20 protein-coding genes are annotated in these 22309 nt (G+C 69.2%); 8 read left to right on the plus strand and 12 right to left on the minus strand.

The genetic code is table 11. From position 1 onward, the window contains the following. Positions 1–77: 77 nt before the first annotated feature. Positions 78–1802: a ubiquinone-dependent pyruvate dehydrogenase gene (gene poxB, locus ACFVJS_RS01100; RefSeq protein ID WP_378876571.1), complete on the plus strand. Its 1725-nt coding sequence runs from the start codon at positions 78–80 to the stop codon at positions 1800–1802. On the opposite strand, the gene ACFVJS_RS01105 is transcribed toward poxB, so the two are convergent. Beyond that, positions 1790–2473 (minus strand): GntR family transcriptional regulator, encoded by a 684-nt coding sequence (locus ACFVJS_RS01105; protein WP_378876573.1) that lies wholly within the window; start codon positions 2471–2473, stop codon positions 1790–1792. The two genes, poxB and ACFVJS_RS01105, sit on opposite strands and share 13 nt — an antisense overlap. A 156-nt stretch (positions 2474–2629) precedes the next feature. Between ACFVJS_RS01105 and ACFVJS_RS01110 the strand changes: the two genes are divergently transcribed. The 4 genes from ACFVJS_RS01110 to ACFVJS_RS01125 are packed head-to-tail and all read left to right on the plus strand — an operon-like array spanning position 2630 to position 6628. Beyond that, on the plus strand, positions 2630–3049 hold the full coding sequence (locus tag ACFVJS_RS01110; RefSeq protein ID WP_378876580.1) for a nuclear transport factor 2 family protein: 420 nt from the start codon (positions 2630–2632) through the stop codon (positions 3047–3049). Beyond that, positions 3046–4794, plus strand: a complete 1749-nt coding sequence (locus tag ACFVJS_RS01115) for an FAD-dependent oxidoreductase (RefSeq protein ID WP_378876582.1) — start codon at positions 3046–3048, stop codon at positions 4792–4794. The genes ACFVJS_RS01110 and ACFVJS_RS01115 overlap by 4 nt, the downstream gene beginning before the upstream one ends. A gap of 20 nt (positions 4795–4814) precedes the next feature. Further along, positions 4815–5711, plus strand: coding sequence for a fumarylacetoacetate hydrolase family protein (locus ACFVJS_RS01120; RefSeq protein ID WP_378876584.1), 897 nt, complete (start codon positions 4815–4817; stop codon positions 5709–5711). Next, positions 5708–6628 (plus strand): VOC family protein, encoded by a 921-nt coding sequence (locus tag ACFVJS_RS01125; protein ID WP_378876586.1) that lies wholly within the window; start codon positions 5708–5710, stop codon positions 6626–6628. The genes ACFVJS_RS01120 and ACFVJS_RS01125 overlap by 4 nt, the downstream gene beginning before the upstream one ends. Before the next feature lie 109 nt (positions 6629–6737). Here ACFVJS_RS01125 and icmF read toward each other — a convergent pair whose 3' ends face one another. The 7 genes from icmF to ectB all read right to left on the minus strand — a co-directional run bounded on the left by icmF (position 6738) and on the right by ectB (position 14623). Further along, a complete protein-coding gene (icmF, locus tag ACFVJS_RS01130; protein WP_378876588.1) occupies positions 6738–9854 on the minus strand; it encodes a fused isobutyryl-CoA mutase/GTPase IcmF in 3117 nt (1038 codons plus the stop codon). 89 nt (positions 9855–9943) lie between these two features. After that, positions 9944–10426: a MarR family winged helix-turn-helix transcriptional regulator gene (locus ACFVJS_RS01135; RefSeq protein ID WP_378876591.1), complete on the minus strand. Its 483-nt coding sequence runs from the start codon at positions 10424–10426 to the stop codon at positions 9944–9946. A 37-nt stretch (positions 10427–10463) separates the two neighbouring features. Next, the gene (locus ACFVJS_RS01140; protein WP_378876592.1) at positions 10464–11015 is read right to left on the minus strand and encodes a hypothetical protein; all 552 of its coding nucleotides are present in this window, start codon (positions 11013–11015) and stop codon (positions 10464–10466) included. A gap of 37 nt (positions 11016–11052) precedes the next feature. Beyond that, entirely contained in the window at positions 11053–11382 is a 330-nt protein-coding gene (locus ACFVJS_RS01145) for a DUF4333 domain-containing protein (protein WP_378876594.1), read from the minus strand. A gap of 69 nt (positions 11383–11451) precedes the next feature. Beyond that, the gene (gene thpD, locus ACFVJS_RS01150) at positions 11452–12348 is read right to left on the minus strand and encodes an ectoine hydroxylase (protein WP_378876596.1); all 897 of its coding nucleotides are present in this window, start codon (positions 12346–12348) and stop codon (positions 11452–11454) included. After that, positions 12345–12761, minus strand: coding sequence for an ectoine synthase (locus ACFVJS_RS01155; protein ID WP_378876598.1), 417 nt, complete (start codon positions 12759–12761; stop codon positions 12345–12347). Before ACFVJS_RS01155 ends, thpD begins: the two co-directional genes overlap by 4 nt. 26 nt (positions 12762–12787) lie before the next feature. After that, positions 12788–14623, minus strand: a complete 1836-nt coding sequence (gene ectB / locus ACFVJS_RS01160; RefSeq protein ID WP_378876600.1) for a diaminobutyrate--2-oxoglutarate transaminase — start codon at positions 14621–14623, stop codon at positions 12788–12790. 229 nt (positions 14624–14852) lie between these two features. Between ectB and ACFVJS_RS01165 the strand changes: the two genes are divergently transcribed. From ACFVJS_RS01165 to fahA, 3 genes are all read left to right on the plus strand, one after another. Continuing rightward, on the plus strand, positions 14853–15527 hold the full coding sequence (locus tag ACFVJS_RS01165; protein ID WP_378876602.1) for an IclR family transcriptional regulator: 675 nt from the start codon (positions 14853–14855) through the stop codon (positions 15525–15527). Between the two features lie 88 nt (positions 15528–15615). Beyond that, positions 15616–16797, plus strand: coding sequence for a homogentisate 1,2-dioxygenase (locus tag ACFVJS_RS01170; protein ID WP_378876604.1), 1182 nt, complete (start codon positions 15616–15618; stop codon positions 16795–16797). A 52-nt stretch (positions 16798–16849) separates the two neighbouring features. Further along, positions 16850–18025 (plus strand): fumarylacetoacetase, encoded by a 1176-nt coding sequence (gene fahA / locus ACFVJS_RS01175; protein ID WP_378876606.1) that lies wholly within the window; start codon positions 16850–16852, stop codon positions 18023–18025. A gap of 9 nt (positions 18026–18034) precedes the next feature. On the opposite strand, the gene ACFVJS_RS01180 is transcribed toward fahA, so the two are convergent. Genes ACFVJS_RS01180 through ACFVJS_RS01195 form a run of 4 tightly spaced genes read right to left on the minus strand, consistent with a single transcriptional unit; the run spans position 18035 to position 22309 of the window. Continuing rightward, positions 18035–19033, minus strand: a complete 999-nt coding sequence (locus ACFVJS_RS01180) for a LacI family DNA-binding transcriptional regulator (RefSeq protein ID WP_378876695.1) — start codon at positions 19031–19033, stop codon at positions 18035–18037. 2 nt (positions 19034–19035) lie between these two features. Beyond that, the gene (locus ACFVJS_RS01185) at positions 19036–20493 is read right to left on the minus strand and encodes a glycoside hydrolase family 1 protein (RefSeq protein ID WP_378876608.1); all 1458 of its coding nucleotides are present in this window, start codon (positions 20491–20493) and stop codon (positions 19036–19038) included. Further along, positions 20490–21320, minus strand: coding sequence for a carbohydrate ABC transporter permease (locus tag ACFVJS_RS01190; RefSeq protein WP_378876610.1), 831 nt, complete (start codon positions 21318–21320; stop codon positions 20490–20492). Before ACFVJS_RS01190 ends, ACFVJS_RS01185 begins: the two co-directional genes overlap by 4 nt. Further along, the gene (locus tag ACFVJS_RS01195; protein WP_378876612.1) at positions 21317–22309 is read right to left on the minus strand and encodes a carbohydrate ABC transporter permease; all 993 of its coding nucleotides are present in this window, start codon (positions 22307–22309) and stop codon (positions 21317–21319) included. The genes ACFVJS_RS01190 and ACFVJS_RS01195 overlap by 4 nt, the downstream gene beginning before the upstream one ends.

Genomic DNA, 22309 nt, shown 5'->3' on the forward strand with positions numbered 1-22309 from the left:
GCAGGAATGAACCGCCTGCGCCCGTAGTTTCGAATATCAGAGAGATATTCGGGTTTTGCGGCTCCGAGGAGGAGATCATGTCGACCGTGGCAGAGCAGATCGTGGCCACACTCGCGGCGAGCGGCGTACGCCGCGTCTACGGCGTCCCAGGTGACTCGCTCAACGGGATCACCGACGCCCTGCGCAAGGACGGACGCATCGCCTGGGTGCACGTGCGGCACGAGGAGGCGGGCGCGTTCGCGGCGGCGGCCGATGCCGCGACGACCGGAGAGCTGGCCGTCGTGGTCGGCAGCGCCGGCCCCGGCAACCTCCACCTGATCAACGGTCTCTACGACGCGAACCGCTCGCGGGTGCCCGTGCTGGCGATCGCCGCCCACATCCCCACCGCGGAGATCGGCACCGGCTACTTCCAGGAGACCCACCCGCAGGAGCTCTACCGCGAGTCCTCGGTCTATGCCGAGTACGTCGCGCACCCGAGCCAGATGCCGCACGTGCTCGAGGTCGCCATGCGTACGGCGATCGAGAAGCAGGGCGTCGCGGTGGTGGCCATCCCGGGCGATGTCGCGCTGGCGAAGTCGCCGGTCGAGCGTGCCTCGGTCATCCGCCCGACCACCTCGCACGTGGTTCCGGCTGAGCCCGAGATCAGCCGGGCGGCGGATCTTCTCAACGCGGGCAAGCGGGTCACCATCCTCGCCGGGGCGGGCACCGCCGGCGCGCACGACGAGGTGGTGGCGCTGGCCGACAGGCTGGGAGCGCCGATCGTGCACGCGATGCGCGGCAAGGAGTTCATCGAGTACGACAACCCGTTCGACGTCGGCATGACCGGGCTGCTCGGCTTCGCCTCGGGCTACCGGGCCATGGAGCGCGCGGACACCCTGCTCATGCTCGGCACCGACTTCCCCTACCGGCAGTTCTATCCCAAGCACGCGACCACGATCCAGGTCGACATCCGTGGCGAGCAGCTGGGCCGCCGCCACCCGGTCGACCTCGGTCTGGTGGGCAGTGTGAAGGACACCGTCGACGCACTCCTCCCGCTGCTCACGCGCAAGGCCGACCGGCACCATCTCGACGACTCGACCGCGCACTACCGTGAGACGCGGACCAAGCTCGACGAGCTCGCGACGCCCTCGAAGCGCAACGCCCCGATCCACCCTCAGTACCTGGCCCGTCTGATCGACGAGGCAGCCGACGACGACGCCGTCTTCATCCCGGACGTCGGCTCACCGGTGGTGTGGGCGGCCCGCTACCTCTCGATGAACGGCCGCCGTCGCCTGATCGGGTCGTTCACCCACGGCTCGATGGCCAACGCGCTCCCGCACGCCATCGGCGCGCAGGCGGCACACCCCGACCGTCAGGTCGTGGCGCTCGCCGGCGACGGCGGGCTCACCATGCTGCTGGGTGAGCTGGTCACGCTCACCCAGAACCGGCTGCCGGTGAAGCTGGTCGTGTTCAACAACTCCTCGCTCAACTTCGTCGAGCTGGAGATGAAGGCGGCCGGGTTCGTGAACTACGGCACCGACCTGGTCAACCCCGACTTCGCGCAGGTCGCCCAAGCCATGGGCATCTACGCCCGCCGCGTCGAGCGTTCCGAGGACCTTCCGGAGGCGATCGCGGACATCCTCGCCCACGACGGTCCGGCGCTCCTCGACGTCGTCACCGAGCGCCAGGAGCTGTCGATGCCGCCCACCGTCACCGCGGAGCAGGTCAAGGGCTTCACCCTCTATGCCCTGCGCACCGTCCTGTCCGGTCGCGGCGACGAGCTCATCGACCTGGCCCGGGCGAACGCGCGTCAGCTGTTCTGAGCGACGTCACGCTCGGCAAGAGCTCGCTCGAGGATGTCGGCGGTGTGCCGGTAGTGCTGCGCGAGCGCAGCCACGGCCCGGTCGGCATCCCGGGCGAGGGTCGCCTCCAGGATCTCGCGGTGCTCCCCGGCGACGTCCCGGTCGGGCTCGTGGACCTGTGACCAGCGCCGGTAGAACTCGCCGGCGTCGCGCAGCGTCGTGGCCATGCCCAGGAGCCAGGGATTGCCGGCGCCGTCGAGCAGCGCGCCGTGGAAACCGCTGTGGGCCATCTCCCACTCGTCGGAGACGCGTGGGGGAGCGTCGGCGGTGAGCATCGGCGTACGTTCCATCCGGTGGTGGGCGGCCACCACCTGGGACTCCCAGGTCATGTCGCCCCGCTGGATCGCGTAGCGCAGCGCGAGCGACTCGATGTCGATGCGGGCGCTGGTCAGCTGGCGCAGGTCCTCGACGCTCACCTGCCGGACCCGGAAGCCGATCCGGGGCTCGGACTCCACCAACCCCTGCTCGGTGAGCCGGGAGAGGGTCTCGCGGATGACGCTGACGCTGGCGCCGTACGTCTCGCACAGCGGCGTCGACTTCAGTCGCTCCCCAGGCGCGTAGACGCCGCCGAGGAGGTCGGCGCGCACGCGAGCGTAGACCTCCTCGGTGCTAGCCCGTGGTCGAGTCGTCATGCGAGCACCCTAGCACAATGCGAATATCCAGAGATTTTCGAATATCTCTTGTTTCCTCGAACATGTGCGGTCAGGCTGTGATGACAGTCACCTGTGGCCGAAAGGGGTTTGGACATGGCCGAGGCAATGACAGACGAGGCACGTAGGGCCCTCGCCTTGGAGTACCTGAAGCGGCTCGACCGCGGTGAGGACTTCTTCGAGCTCTTCGACGAGCACATCCAGCTGTACTTCCCGAAGATCGGGATCGTCGACGGCATCGACGCGGTCCGTGACGCGTTCGCCAAGGTCGGATCCCTGCTCGGCGGGATCAAGCACGACTACGCCTACTTCAACTACGTGGTCGCCGGTGACACCGTCGTCGTCGAGGGCACCTCGGCCGGCATCGCCGCCGACGGCACCGAGTTCCGCGCGGGCGTGACCCACGCCGGTCGCTGGTGCGACGTGATGGAGATCCGCGACGGCCGGATCCACCGCCTGTTCGTCTACCTCGACCCGGACTACGCCGGCGCCGATACGGAGCGTTACCCCTGGCTGGTCGAAGCGGAGCCCGAGCCGATGGAATCGGCGGCGTCATGACGTATGACATCACCACCGACGTCCTGGTCGTCGGTGCCGGACCGGCGGGTCTGAGCATGGCGGCCCTGTTGGCGGCGTACGGGGTCGACGCGATCACCGTGACCAAGTACGCCGGCACGGCACACTCGCCACGCGCCCACATCACCAACCAGCGCACCATGGAGGTCTTCCGGGACCTCGGTCTGGAGGAGGCGGTCCGCGAGGTGGCCACCCCCAACGAGCTGATGGGCAACAACGTGTGGGCGACGAGCTTCGCCGACCCGGAGATCGCCCGCCTGCTCACCTGGGGCAGCGGCCCCGAGCGGCGCACCGACTACGACCTGGCGAGTCCGAGCGCGATGTGCAACGTCCCTCAGCACATCCTCGAGCCGGTGCTGCGGACCGGTGCCGAGCGGCTCGGTGCCGACCTGCGCTTCTCGACCGAGCTGGTCGAGGTGAGCCAGGACGACGACGGCGTCACCGCCGTCGTCCGCCACCGCGAGAGCGGCCGGACGGAGACCATCCGGGCGAAGTACGTCGTCGGTGCCGACGGCGGGCGCTCGACCGTCGCCGAGCAGCTCGGGTTCGTGTTGGAGGGCGAGGCGGGACTGGGCGCGGCCGCCAACGTGTGGCTCGAGGCGGACCTCACCGACTACACCGCCTACCGGCCAGGCACCCTCTACTGGATGTGCCAGCCCGGCAACGACTACTGGGTCGGTTCGGGCACCTGGATCTGCGTGAAGCCGTGGACGGAGTGGGTCCTGCTCTTCATGTACGACCCCGCCGAGGGCGAGCCCGACCTCTCCGAGGAGGCCGTCGTCGCCCGCGCCCGGACCACGATCGGGGATCCCGAGGTGGACATCAGGATCAAGGCGACCAGCCTGTGGCAGATCAACCACATGGTCGCCGAGCGCTACCAGATCGGTCGCGCCTTCCTCGCCGGCGACGCCGCACACCGTCACCCACCCGCCAACGGGCTGGGCACCAACACCTCGGTGCAGGACGCGTACAACCTGGCCTGGAAGCTGGCCATGGTGCTCCGCGGCGACGCCGGCGAGGAGCTTCTCGCCAGCTATCACGACGAGCGTCAGCCGGTGGGACGGCAGGTCGTCGACCGCGCCCTCAAGAGCGTGCAGGACATGCTGCCGATCTCGCAGGCGCTCGGGTTCGAGCCTGGGCAGAGCGCCGAGGACGGCCAGCGGGCGCTCGATGGGCTGCGCGCCCCCGGCCCGGTCGGAGAGCAGCGGCGACGGCAGCTGGCCGATGCCGTACAGCTGCAGAACTACCAGTTCAACGCCCACGGTGTGGAGCTCGACCAGCGGTACGCCTCCACAGCCGTCCTCGACGACGGGACGCCATGGCCCGCCCCCGACCGGGACCCCGAGCTCTACCACCACCCGACCACCCACCCGGGAGCTCGGCTGCCGCATGCCTGGGTCGAGAAGGACCGAGTCCGGCTCTCGACCCTCGACCTCGCCGGTCGCGGCGAGTTCACGCTCCTGACGGGGATCGGCGGCGAGCCCTGGGGCGACGCCGCCGGCAAGGTCGCGGCCGACCTGGGCGTACGCATCGGCGTCAAGCCGGTCGGCGCCGGCTGTGAGTACGCCGACCCCACCGGGGACTGGGCGGCTCGACGCGAGGTCGGTGACAGCGGTGCCATCCTGGTGCGCCCCGACCAGCACATCGCCTGGCGCGCCCACGACCTCACCGACGACCCCGCCGCCGATCTCGAACGCGCACTCCGCGCCGTCCTCGACCGTCTCTGACCCACCACGAAGGAATCATCATGAAGCTCGCCAACCTGGACGGCCGCGCCGTCCTGATCACCACCGCCGACCCCGACGCTCCCGAGCCGCGGGCCGTCGACGTCCACAAGGCCAGCGACGGCCGGTTCGGACCCGACCCGGCCAGCCTGTACGCCGACTGGTCGGCCTTCTTCGACTGGGCCCTGAGCGCCCCGACGGACGACCCGGCGAACACGGTCGGGGTCGACGTCGCCGAGCTCGGTGCGCCCTCGCCGGCACCACGACAGATCTTCGCGATCGGCCTCAACTACACCGCTCACGCCGCCGAGTCCGGCTTCGAGGCGCCCACCGGGCTCCCGCCGGTCTTCCCGAAGTTCGTCAGCAGCCTGACCGGGCCGGTCACCGAGGTGGTGCTTCCCGAGGGCGGCAACACCGACTGGGAGGTCGAGCTGGTGGCGGTCATCGGGCGCACGGCCACCAACGTCTCCGAGGCCGACGCCTGGGATCACGTCGCCGGTGTCACCGTCGGCCAGGACATCTCCGAGCGGGTGACCCAGCTGCGTGGTCCGGCGCCGCAGTTCGGCCTCGGCAAGTCCTTCCCCGGCTTCTCACCGACCGGGCCATGGCTGGTCACCGCCGACGAGCTGCCCGACCGGGACGACCTCGAGCTGCGCTGCGACCTCGACGGCGAGAACGTCCAGATCGGTCGCACCAGCAACCTGATCGTGTCGGTCCCGAGGCTGGTGGCCGAGCTGTCGAAGATCGTCACGCTCTATCCGGGGGACCTGATCTTCACCGGCACGCCCGACGGCGTCGGCCTCGGCCGTGACCCGCAGCGCTTCATCGAGGCCGGCCAGACGCTGGTGAGTACGATCGAAGGCATCGGCGAGCTGCGTCAGACCTTCGTGGCGGCGCCGACCGGGGGTGAACCGCGATGAGTCTGCACCGCCTCAGCCACGTCACCATCGGCGTGCCCGATGTGGCGGCGACGGCGTCCTACTACACCGACTTCGGGCTGCGACCCAGCGGCGAGTCGACGCTGGCGACCCGGGACGGCGGCGACCAGCTGCAGCTCGTGCGGGCGCCCTTCCGCAGGCTCGTCGAGCTGGGTGTCGCGGCCGATGACCACGACGACCTCGCCCGCATCGCCGCATCTCTGCAGCGGCTCGGGCACCCGGCGTCCCTGGACGGGGACGCGCTGGTGACCACCGAACCGGTCAGCGGCTTCACCGTCAGGGTGCGCGTCCTGCCCAGGCTGAGCCAGGAGCCGCAACCGGCCACGCCCTACAACGGGCCGGGCCGGATCGAGCGGCGCGGGCGTGCGCCCGGGGTGCTGCGTACCGAACCGGTGCGGCCGCGGCGCCTGGGTCATGCGGTGGCCGGCACCACCGACCTCGCCACGACGATGCGCTTCTTCATCGACGGACTGGGGTTCAAGGTGTCCGATCACATCGGCGACAAGGGCGCGTTCATGCGCTGCTCGACCGACCACCACAACTTCCTGGCGCTGCAGTCGCCGGTCAACTACCTGCACCACACGAGCTGGCAGGTCGACGACATCGACGACGTCGGCTGCGGGGCGCACGCCATGCTCGAGGGCGCTCCCGAACGCCACGTCTGGGGCCTCGGCCGCCACCACGCCGGCTCGAACTTCTTCTGGTACCTCAAGGACCCGGCCGGCAACTTCTCGGAGTACTTCTCCGACATGGACTGCATCCCCGAGGACGAGATCTGGAAGCCCGAGGTCCTCGAGGGCGCGGCCGGGCTCTTCAGCTGGGGGCCACCGCCCCCGCCGTCGTTCCTCGAGCCCGAGGACCTCGCGGCCCTGATGACCGGAGCCCACAGCAAGGCGTGACGTACGGCGGGGGTGGTCCTTCGTCAAGGTATGCAGGTCGAGGTGCACATCCCGTGCGGAGCTCCACACGGGATGTGCATCTTCGGCTGCATACCTTGATGGAGGAACCTCACACATTCCGCCGGTACTGGCCCCCGACCTCGAAGAACGCCTCGGTGACCTGGCCGAGCGAGCAGACCCGGGCGGCGTCCATGAGCGCGGCGAAGATGTTCTCGTCGGAGGTGGCGGCCTGCTTGAGACGTACGATCGCGGCTTCCGCCTCGGCCGCGTGGGCGGCCTGGAAGGCGTGGACACGGTCGAGCTGGGACTTCTTCTCGGCCTCGGTCGCCCGGGCGAGCTCGATGGGGCCGGCCGGCTCCCCGTTGGTGTCGCGGACGAAGGTGTTGACGCCGACGATGGGCAGGGTGCCGTCGTGCTTGCGGTGCTCGTAGAGCATCGACTCGTCCTGGATCTTGCCGCGCTGGTAGCCGGTCTCCATCGCGCCGAGCACGCCGCCGCGCTCGGAGATCCGGTCGAACTCCTTCAGCACGGCCTCCTCGACGAGGTCGGTGAGCTCGTCGATGATGAAGGAGCCCTGCAGCGGGTTCTCGTTGAAGGCCATGCCCCACTCGCGGTTGATGATCAGCTGGATCGCCAGCGCGCGGCGTACCGACTCCTCCGACGGGGTGGTGACGGCCTCGTCGAAGGCGTTGGTGTGCAGCGACTGCGCGTTGTCGTAGATCGCGATCAGTGCCTGCAGGGTGGTGCGGATGTCGTTGAAGTCCATCTCCTGCGCGTGCAGGGACCGGCCCGAGGTCTGGATGTGGTACTTCAGCTTCTGCGAGCGCTCCGAGGCGCCGTAGCGGTCCCGCATCGCGATCGCCCAGATCCGGCGGGCGACCCGCCCGATGACGGAGTATTCGGGGTCCATGCCGTTGGAGAAGAAGAAGGACAGGTTGGGTGCGAAGTCGTCGATGTCCATGCCGCGGGCCAGGTAGGACTCGACGTAGGTGAAGCCGTTGGCCAGCGTGAAGGCGAGCTGGGAGATGGGGTTCGCCCCGGCCTCGGCGATGTGGTAGCCGGAGATCGAGACCGAGTAGAAGTTGCGGACCCCGTTCTCGATGAACCACTCCTGGATGTCGGCCATGCAGCGCAGGCTGAACTCCGTGGAGAACAGGCAGGTGTTCTGGCCCTGGTCCTCCTTGAGGATGTCGGCCTGCACCGTGCCGCGGACGGTCTGCAGCGCCTTCGCCGGGTCGACGCCGCGCTCGCGGGCCTGGTCGATCACGGTGTTGAGGAAGAACGCCAGGATCGTCGGCGCCGGCCCGTTGATCGTCATCGACACTGAGGTCGTCGGGGCCAGCAGGTCGAAGCCGTCGTAGAGGGCCTTCATGTCGTCCAGCGTGGCCACCGAGACGCCCGAGGTGCCGACCTTGCCGTAGATGTCGGGGCGTACGTCGGGGTCGCGGCCGTAGAGCGTGACCGAGTCGAACGCGGTCGAGAGGCGGGTGGCCGGCTGGCCCTCGGAGAGCAGCTTGAAGCGGCGGTTGGTGCGGAACGGGTCACCCTCGCCGGCGAACATCCGCGCCGGGTCCTCTCCCTGCCGCTTGAAGGGGAAGACGCCCGCGGTGAACGGGAAGAAGCCGGGCAGGTTCTCGTTGCGCAGGAACCTGGTCAGCTCGCCGCGGTCGGTGTAGCCCGGGGTGGCCACGCGCGGGATGTAGTTGCCCGACAGCGAGGTGCGGCCGCTGTCGTCGGCGGCGTACGTCTCCTTGGTCTCCTGCCACGAGTCCAGCTGCTTGCGCAGGTCCTCGGGGAGCTCGGAGGCCGGGACCTCGAGCTCGGGGTGGTCCGCGGCGACGATCTCGTAGGCCTGCTCCTTGCGCGCCGCCGCGACGAGCTCGCCGGTGCGCGCGTGGTAGTCGCGTACGTCGCCGGCGATCTCGGCCAGGTAGCGCACCCGCTTCTCGGGGATGATCGGGTGCAGCCCGGTGGAGTGGCGGGTGTCGACGCGGCGGAGCGTGCCCTCGCTCAGCGGCAGGCCGGCCTCGACGAGGAGGCCCTTGATGTGCTGGTAGAGCGCGGTGACGCCGTCGTCGTCGAAGGCCGCGGCCGAGGTGCCGAAGACCGGCATGTCGTCGGGGGAGGAGGTGAAGGCCTCGCGGTTGCGGACGAGCTGGCGGGAGACGTCGCGCAGCGCGTCCTCGGCCCCGCGCCGTTCGAACTTGTTGATCGCCACGACGTCGGCGAAGTCGAGCATGTCGATCTTCTCCAGCTGGCTCGCGGCGCCGAACTCAGGGGTCATGACGTAGAGCGACACGTCGACGAAGTCGCTGATGCCGGTGTCGCCCTGGCCGATGCCGGGCGTCTCGACGATGACGAGGTCGACGGCGGCCTTCATCACGGCGAGGACCTCGGCGAAGTGCTCGGGCATCTCGTGGCCGCCGCGCGTGGCCAGCGAGCGGTAGAAGGTCGTCGAGCCGCCGTCGTGCATGGCGGCCAGCGAGTTCATCCGGATCCGGTCGCCCAGCAGCGCACCGCCACCGCGCCGCCTGGTCGGGTCGATCGCGAGCACGCCGATCCGGATCTTGTCCTCCTGGTCCGTGCGCAGCCGCCGGACCAGCTCGTCGGTGAGCGAGGACTTGCCGGAGCCGCCGGTGCCGGTGATGCCGAGGACGACCGCCTGGTCGGCCTCACGCAGCTCCGCCAGGAAGTCCTCGGGCAGCCGTGCCTGCTCGGCGCCGGTGATGGCGCGTCCGATGGAGAGTCCGTAGCCCTCGATCACCCCGCAGGGAGTGATGTTGAAGGTGGGCCACAGGTCGCGGTCGATGTCGCGGACGACCGAGTTGATCATCCCCGGCAGGCCCAGCCGCTGGCCGTCCTCGGGGGAGAAGATCTTGACGCCGGAGTTGGCCAGTCGCTCGATCTCGTAGGGAACGATGACGCCGCCGCCCCCGCCCACGACCTTGACGTGGCCGGCGCCGCGCTCCTTGAGCGCGCTGACCAGGTATTCGAAGAACTCCACGTGACCGCCCTGGTAGGAGGAGACCGCGACGCAGTGGGCGTCCTCCTGGACGGCGGCGTCGGCGATCTCGGTCACCGAACGGTTGTGACCGAGGTGGATCACCTCGCACCCCTGCGCCTGGAAGATCCGGCGCATGATGTTGATCGCCGCGTCGTGACCGTCGAAGAGGCTGCTCGCGGTCACGATCCGCACGTGGTGCTGGGGGATGTGGAGGTCGGACATGGGCGGGTCTCCCGGGGAATAGTTGGACGTCCAAGTATTTCCAGGATAGGTCGTGGATCACATACTTGCCAGTACGCGACGTCGACGTCTCAGCCGACGGTGTCGCCGGCTGCCGCCCGGAGCTGGCTGAGCAGCCCCGTCAGACCGGGTACGTCCTCGATCCCCGGCTTCTCGAAGACCTCGGTGTTGAGCGAGACCGTGGCCGCCTCGACCACCTCGCGTCCTGCACCGGTGATGGCGGCGAGGACCACGCGCCCGTCGGCGTCGGAGCGGCTGCGGCGTACGAAGCCCTGCTTCTCCAGCCGGGCGACGGCGCTGGTCACCGAGGCAGGGTGGACCTGGAGCCGGGAGCCGAGCTTGGCCATCGGGAGCTGGCCGTCCTGGGTGAAGGAGAGGAGCCGGAGCACCTCGTAACGGGCGAAGGAGAGGTCGTGGGGGCGCAGTGCGGCGTCGACGCGTTCCATGACGAGCTGGTGCACGCGCACGATCGAGGTGACCAGCGCCATCCCATCGGCGGCGTCGGCCCAGCCGTGCGCGACCCACTGTCGTTGCGCCTCACGGATCGGATCCATGCGGGCCAGCATCACACAGATTGTCCCGACGACATGGTCAAGACGGCGAGCCGAAGGTGCCCATCAGGTTGAGGATCACGGCCACGCCGATGACGGTCGCGATCACCGAGAGCGTCACGACCAGGCCCACCGCGACGGAGAAGCCCGCCCCCTCGTGCCGCGCGCCGCGCTGCTGCAGCGCGTACAGGCGGGCGACGCTGGTGATCAGCGTGCGGCCCTCCTCGGCGTCGAAACGGTACTGGTCCAGGTCGGGCACCGAGGAGGGGTCGTGCACGTGCCACACACCCTGGTCGGTCTGGTCGTCATCGGCCTCGATGCGGCGTACGCCGGTCTTCTGCGTGTGGGGCACGTCGCCGAACCAGACGAGGCTGCGGGTGTCCTCGATGATCGCGTAGGAGCTCCGGGTCGGCATCGACACGTGGTAGGTGAAGACCCAGTGCAGCTTGGCGGCCAGCAACGTGGGGTGCCAGCGCTCGTCAGCCAGGTCGAGCTCCACGTCGAACCCGCGCGCCGTCTCGGTCGCCTTGTAGGGAGTGCCGTCGCACACGCGCGCGACATGGTCGAAGAAGGGCCTCGCATGAGGGGACACGACTCAACAGGTTATCGGTTCCGGGGACTCTTCGGGCTCACTCCGTGGCGTTGGGCGGCACGTCGATCTGGAAGTGGACCCGGCCACCGTCGACCTCGTCGACGGTGATGATCGCGTCGTACTTCTCGCCTTCGGAGGTGAGGACGCAGGTCATCTCGGTGCCCACCTTGCCCTGCAGGTCGCCGGGGCAGTCGAGGTCCTCCGGCGTGACGCCGATGGCGTTGGTGAGCTGCTCGGTCGCGATCCGCTCGACCGTCTTCTCCTGCACGTAGTCCTCGCTCGAGCCGCCGCAGGCCGTCAGGGCGAGCGGCAGCGCCAGCAGAGCCGCGCCGGTCATGGCGCCCGAGAAGGCGCGGGTGCGTGTCATGGGCTCAGCCTAGGGGTAGGCAAAGATCAGACAGACGTACGCCGCACCGACCCGGGCGCCGTCGGGCGGTCAGCCCACCGGCGTGAAGTCGCGCGCCCCGATGAACGAGGGCCGCGGCCTCGGGGCCGAGAACGGCTCGACCGCGGTGTTCTCCACGCTGTTGAACACCAGGAAGACGTTCGAGCGCGGGTAGGGCGTGATGTTGCCGTTGGAGCCGTGCATGCAGTTGCAGTCGAACATGACCGCGCTGCCGGCGGCGCCGACCAGCACGTCGATCCCGTAGGTGTCGGCCATCTTCGTGATCGTCTCCTGGTCGGGGATGCCCGCTCCCTGCATCACCAGCGAGGACTTGTAGTTGTCCTCGGGGGTGGCCCCGCCGCACGAGACGTACGTCCGGTGCGTGCCGGGCATGATCATCAGCGGCCCGTTGAAGGAGTGGTTGTCGGTCAGCGAGATGGAGATGCTGACGGTTCTCATCCGGGGCAGCCCGTCCTCGGCGTGCCAGGTCTCGAAGTCGGAGTGCCAGTAGAAGTCGCCCCCGCCGAAGCCGGGTTTGAAGTTGATCCGGCTCTGGTGGATGTACACCTCCGACCCGAGGATCTGCCGGGCCCGTCCGACCACGCGGGGGTCGGCCGCCAGCCGGGCGACGACGTCGCTGGTCCGGTGCACCTCGAAGATCGAGCGCACCTCCCGCGACGCGGGCTCGATGATGGTGCGCTCGTCGGCCCGGGTCTCCGGGTCGGTGCTGAGCCGGCGCAGCTCGGCACGCAGCTCTTCGACCTCCTCGGGAGTGATCAGGTCGGGGATGGTCAGGTAGCCACGCTCGTCGTAGGAGTCGAGCGTCCGCTGGTCGATCGGACCGTCTGCCGCCGTGCCCCAGACGACCTGGTCCTGGCGGGGGAGCGTGGAGAAGCCCTCCTCGAGGCGGGTGGGGTACATGTCGGTGTGTTCGGTGGTAGCGGTCATGCAGTTACCTCCTCGGTCTCGGTGAGAAGCGGGTAGACACCGTCGGCGTCGTGCACCTCGCGACCGGTGACAGGCGGGTTGAAGGTGCAGATCAGACGCAGGTCGGTCGTGGCGGTGACGGTGTGCTTGTCGTGCTTGTCGAGCAGGTAGCACATCCCGTCGCGGATCTCGTACGTCTCTCCCGTCTCGCGGTCGAGGAGCTCGCCCTCTCCGCCGACGCAGTAGACGCACTCGATGTGGTTGGCGTACCAGAACTCGTTCGTCGTCCCGGCGGGGATGTTGGTCTCGTGGAAGGAGAAGCCGACGCCCTCGCGGGCCAGCACGATCCGGCGGCTGCGCCAGGTCCCGTGCTCGGACGCGACGCGTACGTCTCGGTCGGTGCCGTCGAGGTCTTCCAGGTAGGTGACGCGCATGTTGTCTCCGTTTCGGGTCGAAGTGGTCAGGCCGCGGTGGCGTCGCCGAGGACGGACGCGGTGGCCTCCTCGAGGACGGCGAGACCGCGGGCGAGCTCCTCGGAGCCGATGGTCAGCGGCGGCATCGTCTTGAGCACCTCGTCCTCGGGCCCGGAGGTCTCGACCAGCAGGCCGTGCTCGTACGCCGCGGCCGCGATCTTCCCGGCCGAGCTGGCGTCCGGGAAGGCGATGCCGGTCAGCAGGCCGCGACCGCGGACGGCCGCCCCCGCGTAGCGCTCGGCGATCTTCGTCAGGCCCGTGCGCAGATCGGCGGCCTTCGTCTGGACCTCCTTCTGGAAGGAGTCGTCGGCCCAGTAGGTCTCCAGCGCCACCCGGGCGGTGACGAAGGCCAGGTTGTGACCGCGGAAGGTGCCGTTGTGCTCGCCGGGCTCGAACTGGTCCAGGTCGGGCCGGATCAGGGTCAGCGCCATCGGCAGACCGAAGCCGGAGATCGACTTCGACAGGCAGACGATGTCCGGGGTGAACCCGGCCTCCTCGAAGCTGAAGAAGGTGCCGGTGCGGCCGCAGCCGGCCTGGACGTCGTCGACGATCAGGATGATGTCGTGCTCGCGGCACAGGTTCGAGAGGGCCTCGAGCCATTCCAGCCGGGCTGCGTTCAGACCGCCCTCGCCCTGGACGGACTCCACGATGATCGCGGCCGGCTTGTCGACGCCGGAGCCGCTGTCCTGGAGCACCCGCTCCAGCCACATGAAGTCGTCGACGGCACCGTTGAAGTAGTCGTCGTAAGGGATCTTCGAGCTGTTGGTCAGCGGGATGCCCGCGCCCCTGCGCTTCATCGAGTTGCCGGTCACCGCCAGCGAGCCGAGCGTCATCCCGTGGAACGCGTTGGTGAAGGACAGCACGTGCTGGCGTCCGGTCGCCTTGCGGGCGAGCTTGAGCGCGGCCTCGACGGAGTTGGTCCCGGTCGGTCCGGGGAACATCACCTTGTAGTCGAGGTTGCGCGGCTCGAGGATCAGGTCGTTGAAAGCCTGCAGGAAGTCCCGCTTCGCGCTGGTGTGCATGTCCAGCGAGTGCACGATGCGGCCCTCGCGCAGATAGTCGAGCAGGGGATCCAGCAGGGCGGGGTTGTTGTGCCCGTAGTTGAGCGCTCCGGCACCGGCGAAGAAGTCCAGGAACTCCCTCCCGTCCTCGCTGGTGACGGTGGCTCCTCGGGAGTGGGTCATCACGGCCGGCCAGCTGCGGCAGTAGCTGCGGACCTGCGACTCGAGGGAGTCGAAGATCGCGGTGGCGGGTTCGGCGGTCGTCGTCATGGACATGACACCTCCGGATGTCGTCGATCGTGCGGTCGAGGATCGTGCGGTCGAGAACGGGCCGATGCGGAACAACAGCTCCGGGTCGTGCCCGTCGGGGAACATCTCGGCCTCGAAGAGCGGCGTGCGCTCGATCGAGGCGCCCCGTGCGTTCGCGAACGAGGTGAACAGCGCGATGGAGGCGCTGTTGTCCGCGGTGATGGTCGTCTCCAGGCGGCGTACTCCCTGGTCGCCGGCGAGGCGGTCGACGAGCGTGTCGAGCATGCGGCGGGCCAGACCCTGGCCGCGGTGCCGTTCGTCGACGGCGACCTGCCAGATCATCAGGGTCTCCGGCTCGTCCGGCCGGCGGTAGCCGATGACGAATCCTCCTGGGTCGTCATCGACGGTCGCGACGATCGACGTCGCCGCGAAGTCGCGCGCCCACAGCAGGTAGGCGTACGAGGTGTTGACGTCGAGTACCCGAGATTCCCGTGCCATCCGCCACAGATGCTGACCGTCCTCGAGGTCCGGTGAGCGGAAGTCGACTCGGGTAGCCGACTTCGGGCGGGGCACGCTGCCAGTCGAATTGCGATGTGGCATCGCCTCGCGACGCTAACAGGATGCAGGACGCGAGGCCCGGGACGAGTCCGCACTGCGAAATGCGGCCGGACGAGTGGTACGTCGCTGCCGACCGCCCGCTCGGACACACGTCGTCCGGGCGGATGGTTGTGTGCGGTGGCGTGCTCTAGTGTGCGGCTGGGAGCTGATGCGCCCAGCCGACGACCGGACCGGGAGGATGAGGATGGCCACGCTTCAGGGCTTGGATCGCGGGCTGGCGGCGCTGGACTTCGTCTCCCGGAATCCGGCCGGTGTCACGGTGGCCGATGTCGCCGCTCACCTCGGCGTCGACCGTGCGATCGCCTATCGCATCGTCGCCACCCTGGAGGATCGTGCGCTCGTCACCCAGGGGGTCAACAAGCGGCTTCGTCTCGGGGCCGGGGTGATCGCGCTGGCCGGTCGGTTCTCGTCGCAGCTGATCCAGGCGGCCGAGCCGTCGCTGCAGGATCTCGCCGACGCGGCCGGTGCTCCGGCGTTCCTCACCGTCGCCCATGGCGAGGACGAGTGCGTCCCCGTGCTGGAGGCCGACCCGAAGGTGGGGCAGGGGCCGGTGCGCGTCGGCTATCGGATCGGGTTGCGCTACCCGCTGGACAAGGGGGCGAGCGGGATCGCGATCCGTGCGCTCGCCGAGCCGCATCCGGACGACTCGCCAGCCGTGCGGGAGGCACGCGAGGTCGGGTACAGCCACACCGCGGGCGAGCTGCAGCGTGGGGCGGTGGGTATCGCCGTCGGCTTCGAGGCGCCCGGCTCGCTGCGCGCGTCGGTCGGCATCGTCACCATGGACGAGCTCGACCCTGCCGAGGTCGGTCCGCTCGTCAGGGCAGCCGCTCGGCAGCTGGCCCAGCTCGGTTCCTCCTGAACCGGCTTTCTTGACGCCTCGGGTCACGGCGTCTTACTTTTGCGCTTAGAGCGCACACAGTCGTGCGCTCAGCGCACAAGGAGCAGACATGCCGTACTACCACTCCGCCGGTGCCGTACCTCCCAAGCGGCACACCCAGCACCGCGACGAGGCCGGGAACCTCTACTTCGAGGAGCTGATGGGGGAGGAAGGCTTCTCCTCCGACTCCTCGCTGCTGTACCACCGGCACATCCCCTCGGCGGTGCGCGAGTACCGCCCGTGGGAGCTGAACGACCACTCGCTCGTGCCCAATCACCCGCTCATCCCGCGACACCTGTCGACGCACAAGCTCTTCGCCGAGGGCACGACCGGCGTCGACGCCGTGACCGGCCGGCGGCTGCTGCTCGGCAACGATGACGTACGTCTGGCCTACGTCGTGGCCGACACGGTGAGCCCCTACTACCGCAACGCCCTCGGCGACGAGTGCCTGTACGTCGAGGCGGGGACCGGACGGGTCGAGACCGTCTTCGGTGACCTCGTGGTGGCGGACGGTGACTACGTGATCGTTCCCCGCGCGACGACGTACCGGGTCGTTCCCGACGGTCCGCTGCGGATCTACGCGATCGAGGCCAGCTCGCACATCGGCCCGGCGCGCAACTACCTCTCCAAGCACGGGCAGCTGCTCGAGCACGCCCCGTACTGCGAACGCGACCTCCGGCTGCCCGAGGGGCCGAAGGTGGTCGAGGGTGAGGACGTCGAGGTCTACATCAAGCACCGCGGGCCGGACGGGATCGCGGGGACGGTCCACGTGCTGCCGCACCACCCGTTCGACGTCGTCGGCTGGGACGGGTGCCTCTACCCGTACGTGTTCAACATCCGCGACTTCGAGCCGATCACCGGCAGGATCCACCAGCCGCCGCCGGTGCACCAGGTCTTCGAGGGCAACAACTTCGTCATCTGCAACTTCGTGCCGCGCAAGGTCGACTACCACCCGCTCGCCATCCCGGTGCCCTACTACCACTCCAACGTCGACTCCGACGAGGTGATGTTCTACTGCGGCGGCGACTACGAGGCGCGCAAGGGATCCGGCATCGGCCAGGGCTCGATCTCGTTGCACCCGGGCGGTCATCCGCACGGCCCGCAGCCGGGCGCGTACGAGCGCAGCATCGGTGCCGAGTTCTTCGACGAGCTCGCGGTCATGGTCGACACCTTCCGGCCGCTGCTGCTCGGCGAGGCCGGCCGCGCGACCGACGACGGAAGCTACGCCTACTCCTGGGCGCGCAACCGATGAGCTCCCTGGGCCTCGCGTCGCCGCTCGACACCCGATACACAAAGGATCTCGCGTGACCACCATCAGCATTGCCCAGGGCTCGCTCTACGGCCTGGCCAACCTTCCGTACGGCGTCTACTCCGTCCCCGGACAGGACCGGCGGGTCGGCGTCCGCCTGGGCGACCACGTGGTCGACCTGGCGCTCCTGCTCGGCGACGAGGTCTTCGCCGCTGGCAGCCTCAACCCGTTCATGGCGCAGGGATACGAGCGCTGGGTCGAGGTCCGCGCCTCGATCACCGAGAGGATCCAGGGCGACGTGCCGGACGCGGCCGTGCACGACCTCGGGTCGGTGACGCTCCACCTTCCGTTCGAGGTCGCCGACTACGTCGACTTCTATGCCTCCGAGCACCACGCCTCCAACCTCGGCCGACTCTTCCGTCCGGAGGCCGCCGAGCCCCTGATGCCGAACTGGAAGCATCTGCCCGTCGGCTACCACGGCCGGTCCTCGTCCATCGTCGTCTCGGGCACGGAGATCATCCGTCCGTCCGGTCAGCGCAAGGGGCCCGACGACGAGGCTCCCGTCTTCGGCCCTTCCGTCCGCCTCGACATCGAGGCCGAGCTGGGGTTCGTCGTCGGCACCGGCAACGAGATGGGCGCCAGCATCCCCGCGGAGGAGGCCGAGCGGCACATCTTCGGGGTGGTGCTCTTCAACGACTGGTCCGCGCGCGACATCCAGGCCTGGGAGTACGTGCCGCTCGGGCCGAATCTCGGCAAGTCCTTCGCTTCGACGATCTCACCCTGGGTCGTCCCGCTCCTGGCGCTGGAGGCCGCTCGGGTCCCCACGCCCGATCACGATCCCGCGGTCCTGCCCTACCTCCAGATGCGACGTCCCTGGGGCCTGGACATCGAGCTCGACGTGGCGTGGAACGGGCAGACGGTGTCGCGTCCGCCGTACGCGGCCATGTACTGGTCGCCCGCGCAGATGCTGGCCCACCAGACCGTCAACGGCGCGCCCAGCCGCACCGGCGACCTGTTCGCCTCCGGGACGATCTCCGGTCCGGAACGGGAGCAGCGTGGAGCGTTCATCGAGCTCACCTGGGGCGGCGCCGAGCCGGTCGAGGTCAACGGAGTCTCGCGTACGTTCCTGGAAGACGGGGACGAGGTCGTCCTGAGCGCCACCGCCCCCGGCACCGACGGCGCCCGGATCGGCTTCGGCGAGGCCCGCGGCCGCATCGTGGGCAAGGCCTGACCGGCTCGGTCAAGCAGACGTACGCCGCACCAGCTCGGGCGCGAAGACGACCCGCCGCGGGATGGTGGTGCCGCCGTCGATCTGGGCGAGGAGGAGCCGGACGGCCTCCCTCGCCATGTCTCCTATCGGGTTCTTGACCGTGGTGAGCGGGGGAGTGGTGCGCTCGGCGATGCCGAGGTCGTCATAGCCCACGACCGCGATGTCGTCGGGGACGCGTCGTCCGGCCCGGTCGAGCACGCGGAGCGCGCCCGCGGCCATCAGGTCGGAGGCGACCATCAGGCCGTCGATGTCGGGATGGTCGCGCAGCAGGATCTCGCAGGCGGCCTCGCCGCCGTCCTCGGTGAAGTCGCCCTCGACGACCGCGTCGGTGGCGAGGCCGGCGGCGTCGAGGGCGGCCCGCCATCCGGCGGCCCGGTCGGTGCCGGCGCTCATGTCGATGGGACCGGTGATGGTGCCGATGCGGCGGCAGCCACGCTCGATCAGGATGTTGGTGACCTCGCGGGCGCCGGCGATGTTGTCGGGGTCGGTGTAGAAGACCTTCTCCGCGCCGGTCAGCGGCCGGCCGATGAACGCGGCCGGCAACCCGATGGCCGCGAGGTGGTCGGCGAGAGCGTCGTTGCGGTGGTGGGAGACGACGATCGCGCCGTCGACGTGTCCACCGCGCAGGTAGCGCAGCGTCCGCTGCATCTCGTCGCCCGGCTGGGCGATCAGCAGCACGACCTGGAGGTCGCGTTTGGCGAGGGCCTGGGTCACCACGTGCAGCGTGCGGGCGAAGAACGGGTCGGCGAAGACGCGCTCGTCCGACTCCGGCACAACCATCGCGACCGTGTCGGTCCGTCGCGTCACCAGGGACCGGGCAGCCGGGTTGGGGACATAGCCCAGCGTCCGCACGGCCTCGGCGACGGCCTCCGCGGCCTTCGCCGAGACGCGTGAGCCGCCGTTGATGGCGCGCGACGCCGTCGCCCGGCTGACACCAGCCAACCGGGCGACCTCGTCGAGCGTGGGCATGTTCACGGGCGGGCCGGCACCCGGTTGTTGGCGGCGACATCGGCGAACCAGAGGCCGCTGTCCTTCAGGGTGCGCACCTGGGTCTCGAAGTCCACGTGCACGATCCCGAACCGGTGCGCGTAGCCGTAGCTCCACTCGAAGTTGTCGAGCAGGGACCACGCGAAGTAGCCGCGTACGTCCGCACCCTGCTCGATCGCGTCGAGCGTCGCGCGCAGATGCTGGTCGATGTAGTCGAGGCGGGCGGTGTCGTGCACGGCGCCATCCTCCACCACATCATCGTAGTAAGCCCCGTTCTCGGTGATGTAGAGGGGCGGGGCACCGTACTCACCGCTGAGCCGGGTCAGCAGCCGGGTCAGCCAGACCGGGTCGATCTCCCAGTCACGGTCGGTCGTCGGCCGACCGGTGCGCGGGGTCACGAACTCGGCGCCCGGGTAGGGGCTCGACCGGGGCATCTCGGAGTGGGCGATCCGGCTGCCCAGCTCCTGGTCGCGCTCGACCTCGTACGGCAGCGCCGCGGGGGCGTGGCCGTAGTAGAAGTTCACCCCGAGCACGTCGAGCGGCGTGGAGATGACCTCCAGGTCGCCGTCGAGCACCCAGTCCTGCCACGGCCGGCCCTGGAAGGTGAGGCCCTCGGTGTCGGTGGCCAGGTCGTCGGCGTACTTGCCCCGCAGCAGCGGGTCGAGGAAGACCCGGTTGTGCAGGCCGTCGAGGCGGCGAGCCATGTCGACGTCCTCGGGCCGCTCGGGGTCGAAGGGGTCCGACACCGTCGGGTTGAGGGTGATGCCGAGGTACTTCCCGTTCTCCGGGGTCGCGCCGCGGCTGCGCAGCTCGTTGACCACCAGGCCGTGGCCGAGCATGAGGTGGTGGGCCGCGACGATTCCGGCCACGCCCTCCTGCCGGCCCGGCGCGTGCTGGCCACCGGTGTAGCCGAGGAACGCCGAGCACCACGGCTCGTTCAGCGTCGTCCAGTGGTCGACGCGGTCGGAGAGCTCGTCGTAGACGGTGGTCGCGTACTCCACGAACCGGTAGGCGGTGTCCCTGCTGGTCCAGCCGCCCTGGTCCTCGAGCGCCTGCGGCAGGTCCCAGTGGTAGAGCGTGATCCACGGCGCGATCTCGGCCTCGAGCAGCTCGTCGACGAGCCTGCTGTAGAAGTCGAGCCCCGCCTGGTTGACCTTCCCGCCGTCGGGCCGGATCCGCGGCCAGGCCGTCGAGAAGCGGTACGAGGCGAGGTTGAGGCGCTTCATCAGCGCGACGTCCTCGGGCATCCGGTGGTAGTGGTCGCAGGCCACGTCGCCGGTGTCGCCGTTGAGGATCGCCCCGGGAACTCTGGAGAAGGTGTCCCAGTTGCTCGGCGTACGTCCGTCCTCGTCGACCGCTCCCTCGATCTGGTAGGACGCGGTGGCAGCGCCCCAGAGGAAGTTCTCGGGAAAGGCGCGGCCCTGATGGGTCGAGGTGGTCATCCTTTGACGGCTCCTTGCATGATGCCGGACACCAGGTGGCGTCCGGTGGCGATGAACAACAGAAGTAGGGGGACGGTCGCGAGGATCGTTCCGGCCTGGACCAGGGCCATGTCGGCGTGTCCCTGACCGGGCGCGACCTTGAGCGCGTCGAGCGCGGTCTGCAGGGTCTGCACGTCGGACCCCTGCAGCACGATCAGCGGCCACATGAAGTCGGTCCACACCTGCATGAAGGTGAACAGACCGAGGATCGCCATGGCCGGACGCGCTGCCGGGATGGCGACGGTCCAGAACGTACGGATCATGGACGCGCCGTCGACGCGCGCCGCGTCGATGAGCTCGTCGGGGATCGCATCGACGAGGTACTGCCTCATGAAGAAGACACCGAACGCGGTGACCACCCACGGCAGGATCACCGCGGCGTGCGTGCCGGTCAGGCCGAGGTTGGAGAACTGCTTGAGCATCGGCACCAGGGCCAGCTGCGTCGGCACCGCCAAAGTGGCGACGACGAAGACCATCCCCGCGTTGGCGCCGCGGAAGCGGAGCTTGGCGAAGGAGTAGCCGGCCAGGGTCGAGAACAGCACCACCGATGCCGCCGAGATCCCGGAGACGATGATCGAGTTGAGCAGCGCCGACCAGAAGTCGATCCGGTCGAAGACCCGGGCGGCGTTCTCGAGGAAGTGCCCTCCCGGGATCAGCGGCGGAGGCGACTGGATCGCCCGCTGCCGGGTGACCGAGCCGATCACGAAGGACCAGTAGAGAGGGAAGGCCGAGCCCAGCAGGAATGCCGTGAGCAGGCCGTACACAAGGAATCCAGGTCTCCTACTCATCGCAGGCTCCTTCGCTGGACGGCCCGGGTGACCAGGAAGTTGACCAACGCGATCCCCACGATGATGAGGAACAGCACCCAGGCAGCGGCGGCCGCACGCGGATACGGGTTGGTCGTGGTCTGGGCGGTGTTGAAGACGTACATCGTCAGGGTCGTGTACTGGAAGTCGGAGCCACCCTGGAAACGCAGGTTGGTGTCGAAGATCCGGGGCTCGGTGAAGATCTGCAGGCCACCGATGGTCGAGGTGACGATGACGAAGATCATCGTCGGCCGGATCGAGGGCAGCGTGACGTTGAAGAACTGCTTCACCTTGGAGGCTCCGTCGATCTCGGCCGCCTCGTAGAGGTCTCGCGGGATCGCCTGCATGGCGGCGAGGATGATCAGCGCGTTGTAGCCGGTCCAGCGCCAGTTGACCATGGTCGCGATCGCGGTCCAGCTCGCGAACCGGTCGGCGTGCCACGGCACCTTCGGGAGGCCGAAACCGTCGAGCGTCTGGTTGATCAGGCCCGTGCCGTCGGCGAAGATCGCGCCGAAGATCATCGCGGACGCGGCGGGAGCGACCACGAAGGGCAGCAGGATGCTCATCCGCCACAGGGTGCGACCCCTGAGCCGGGTGTCGAGCAGAGCGGCGAGGATCGTCGCCACGATGATCTGGGGCACCGAGGAGAGCAGGAAGATCCCGATGGTGTTCCAGAAGGCCTTGCGGAAGACCGAGTCACCGAGGACGTGGGCGTAGTTGTCCCAGCCGACCCATGGACCGACCTCGGACCCGTAGGCGGGCCAGGAGAAGAAGGACAGGTAGCCGGTGTAGAGCATCGGGTAGAGCCCGATGAGGATGAACACGAGGAAGAACGGCGCGACGTACAGGTAGGGGGAGAACTTGAAGTCCCACCGGGAGAGCCGGTTACGCCACGCCTGGCGGCGGGGTGCTGCCCCGGTCGAGGGCGCCGGGGTGGCGTTCTCGACCGGGGCAGAGGTGGTGGTCGGCAT

The sequence above is a fragment of the Nocardioides sp. NPDC057772 genome (assembly GCF_042798075.1).
Lineage (GTDB): Bacteria > Actinomycetota > Actinomycetes > Propionibacteriales > Nocardioidaceae > Nocardioides.

Bases quoted from the DNA above. Each gene is read 5' to 3' on its own strand.
- poxB (WP_378876571.1), top strand. From the start codon at position 78: ATGTCGACCGTGGCAGAGCAGATCGTGGCCACACTCGCGGCGAGCGGC.
- ACFVJS_RS01105 (WP_378876573.1), bottom strand. From the start codon at position 2,473: ATGACGACTCGACCACGGGCTAGCACCGAGGAGGTCTACGCTCGCGTG.
- ACFVJS_RS01115 (WP_378876582.1), top strand. From the start codon at position 3,046: ATGACGTATGACATCACCACCGACGTCCTGGTCGTCGGTGCCGGACCG.
- ACFVJS_RS01120 (WP_378876584.1), top strand. From the start codon at position 4,815: ATGAAGCTCGCCAACCTGGACGGCCGCGCCGTCCTGATCACCACCGCC.
- ACFVJS_RS01125 (WP_378876586.1), top strand. From the start codon at position 5,708: ATGAGTCTGCACCGCCTCAGCCACGTCACCATCGGCGTGCCCGATGTG.
- icmF (WP_378876588.1), bottom strand. From the start codon at position 9,854: ATGTCCGACCTCCACATCCCCCAGCACCACGTGCGGATCGTGACCGCG.
- ACFVJS_RS01135 (WP_378876591.1), bottom strand. From the start codon at position 10,426: ATGGATCCGATCCGTGAGGCGCAACGACAGTGGGTCGCGCACGGCTGG.
- ACFVJS_RS01145 (WP_378876594.1), bottom strand. From the start codon at position 11,382: ATGACACGCACCCGCGCCTTCTCGGGCGCCATGACCGGCGCGGCTCTG.
- thpD (WP_378876596.1), bottom strand. From the start codon at position 12,348: ATGACCGCTACCACCGAACACACCGACATGTACCCCACCCGCCTCGAG.
- ACFVJS_RS01155 (WP_378876598.1), bottom strand. From the start codon at position 12,761: ATGCGCGTCACCTACCTGGAAGACCTCGACGGCACCGACCGAGACGTA.
- ACFVJS_RS01165 (WP_378876602.1), top strand. From the start codon at position 14,853: ATGGCCACGCTTCAGGGCTTGGATCGCGGGCTGGCGGCGCTGGACTTC.
- ACFVJS_RS01170 (WP_378876604.1), top strand. From the start codon at position 15,616: ATGCCGTACTACCACTCCGCCGGTGCCGTACCTCCCAAGCGGCACACC.
- ACFVJS_RS01180 (WP_378876695.1), bottom strand. From the start codon at position 19,033: ATGCCCACGCTCGACGAGGTCGCCCGGTTGGCTGGTGTCAGCCGGGCG.
- ACFVJS_RS01185 (WP_378876608.1), bottom strand. From the start codon at position 20,493: ATGACCACCTCGACCCATCAGGGCCGCGCCTTTCCCGAGAACTTCCTC.
- ACFVJS_RS01190 (WP_378876610.1), bottom strand. From the start codon at position 21,320: ATGAGTAGGAGACCTGGATTCCTTGTGTACGGCCTGCTCACGGCATTC.
- ACFVJS_RS01195 (WP_378876612.1), bottom strand. From the start codon at position 22,309: ATGCCGACCACCACCTCTGCCCCGGTCGAGAACGCCACCCCGGCGCCC.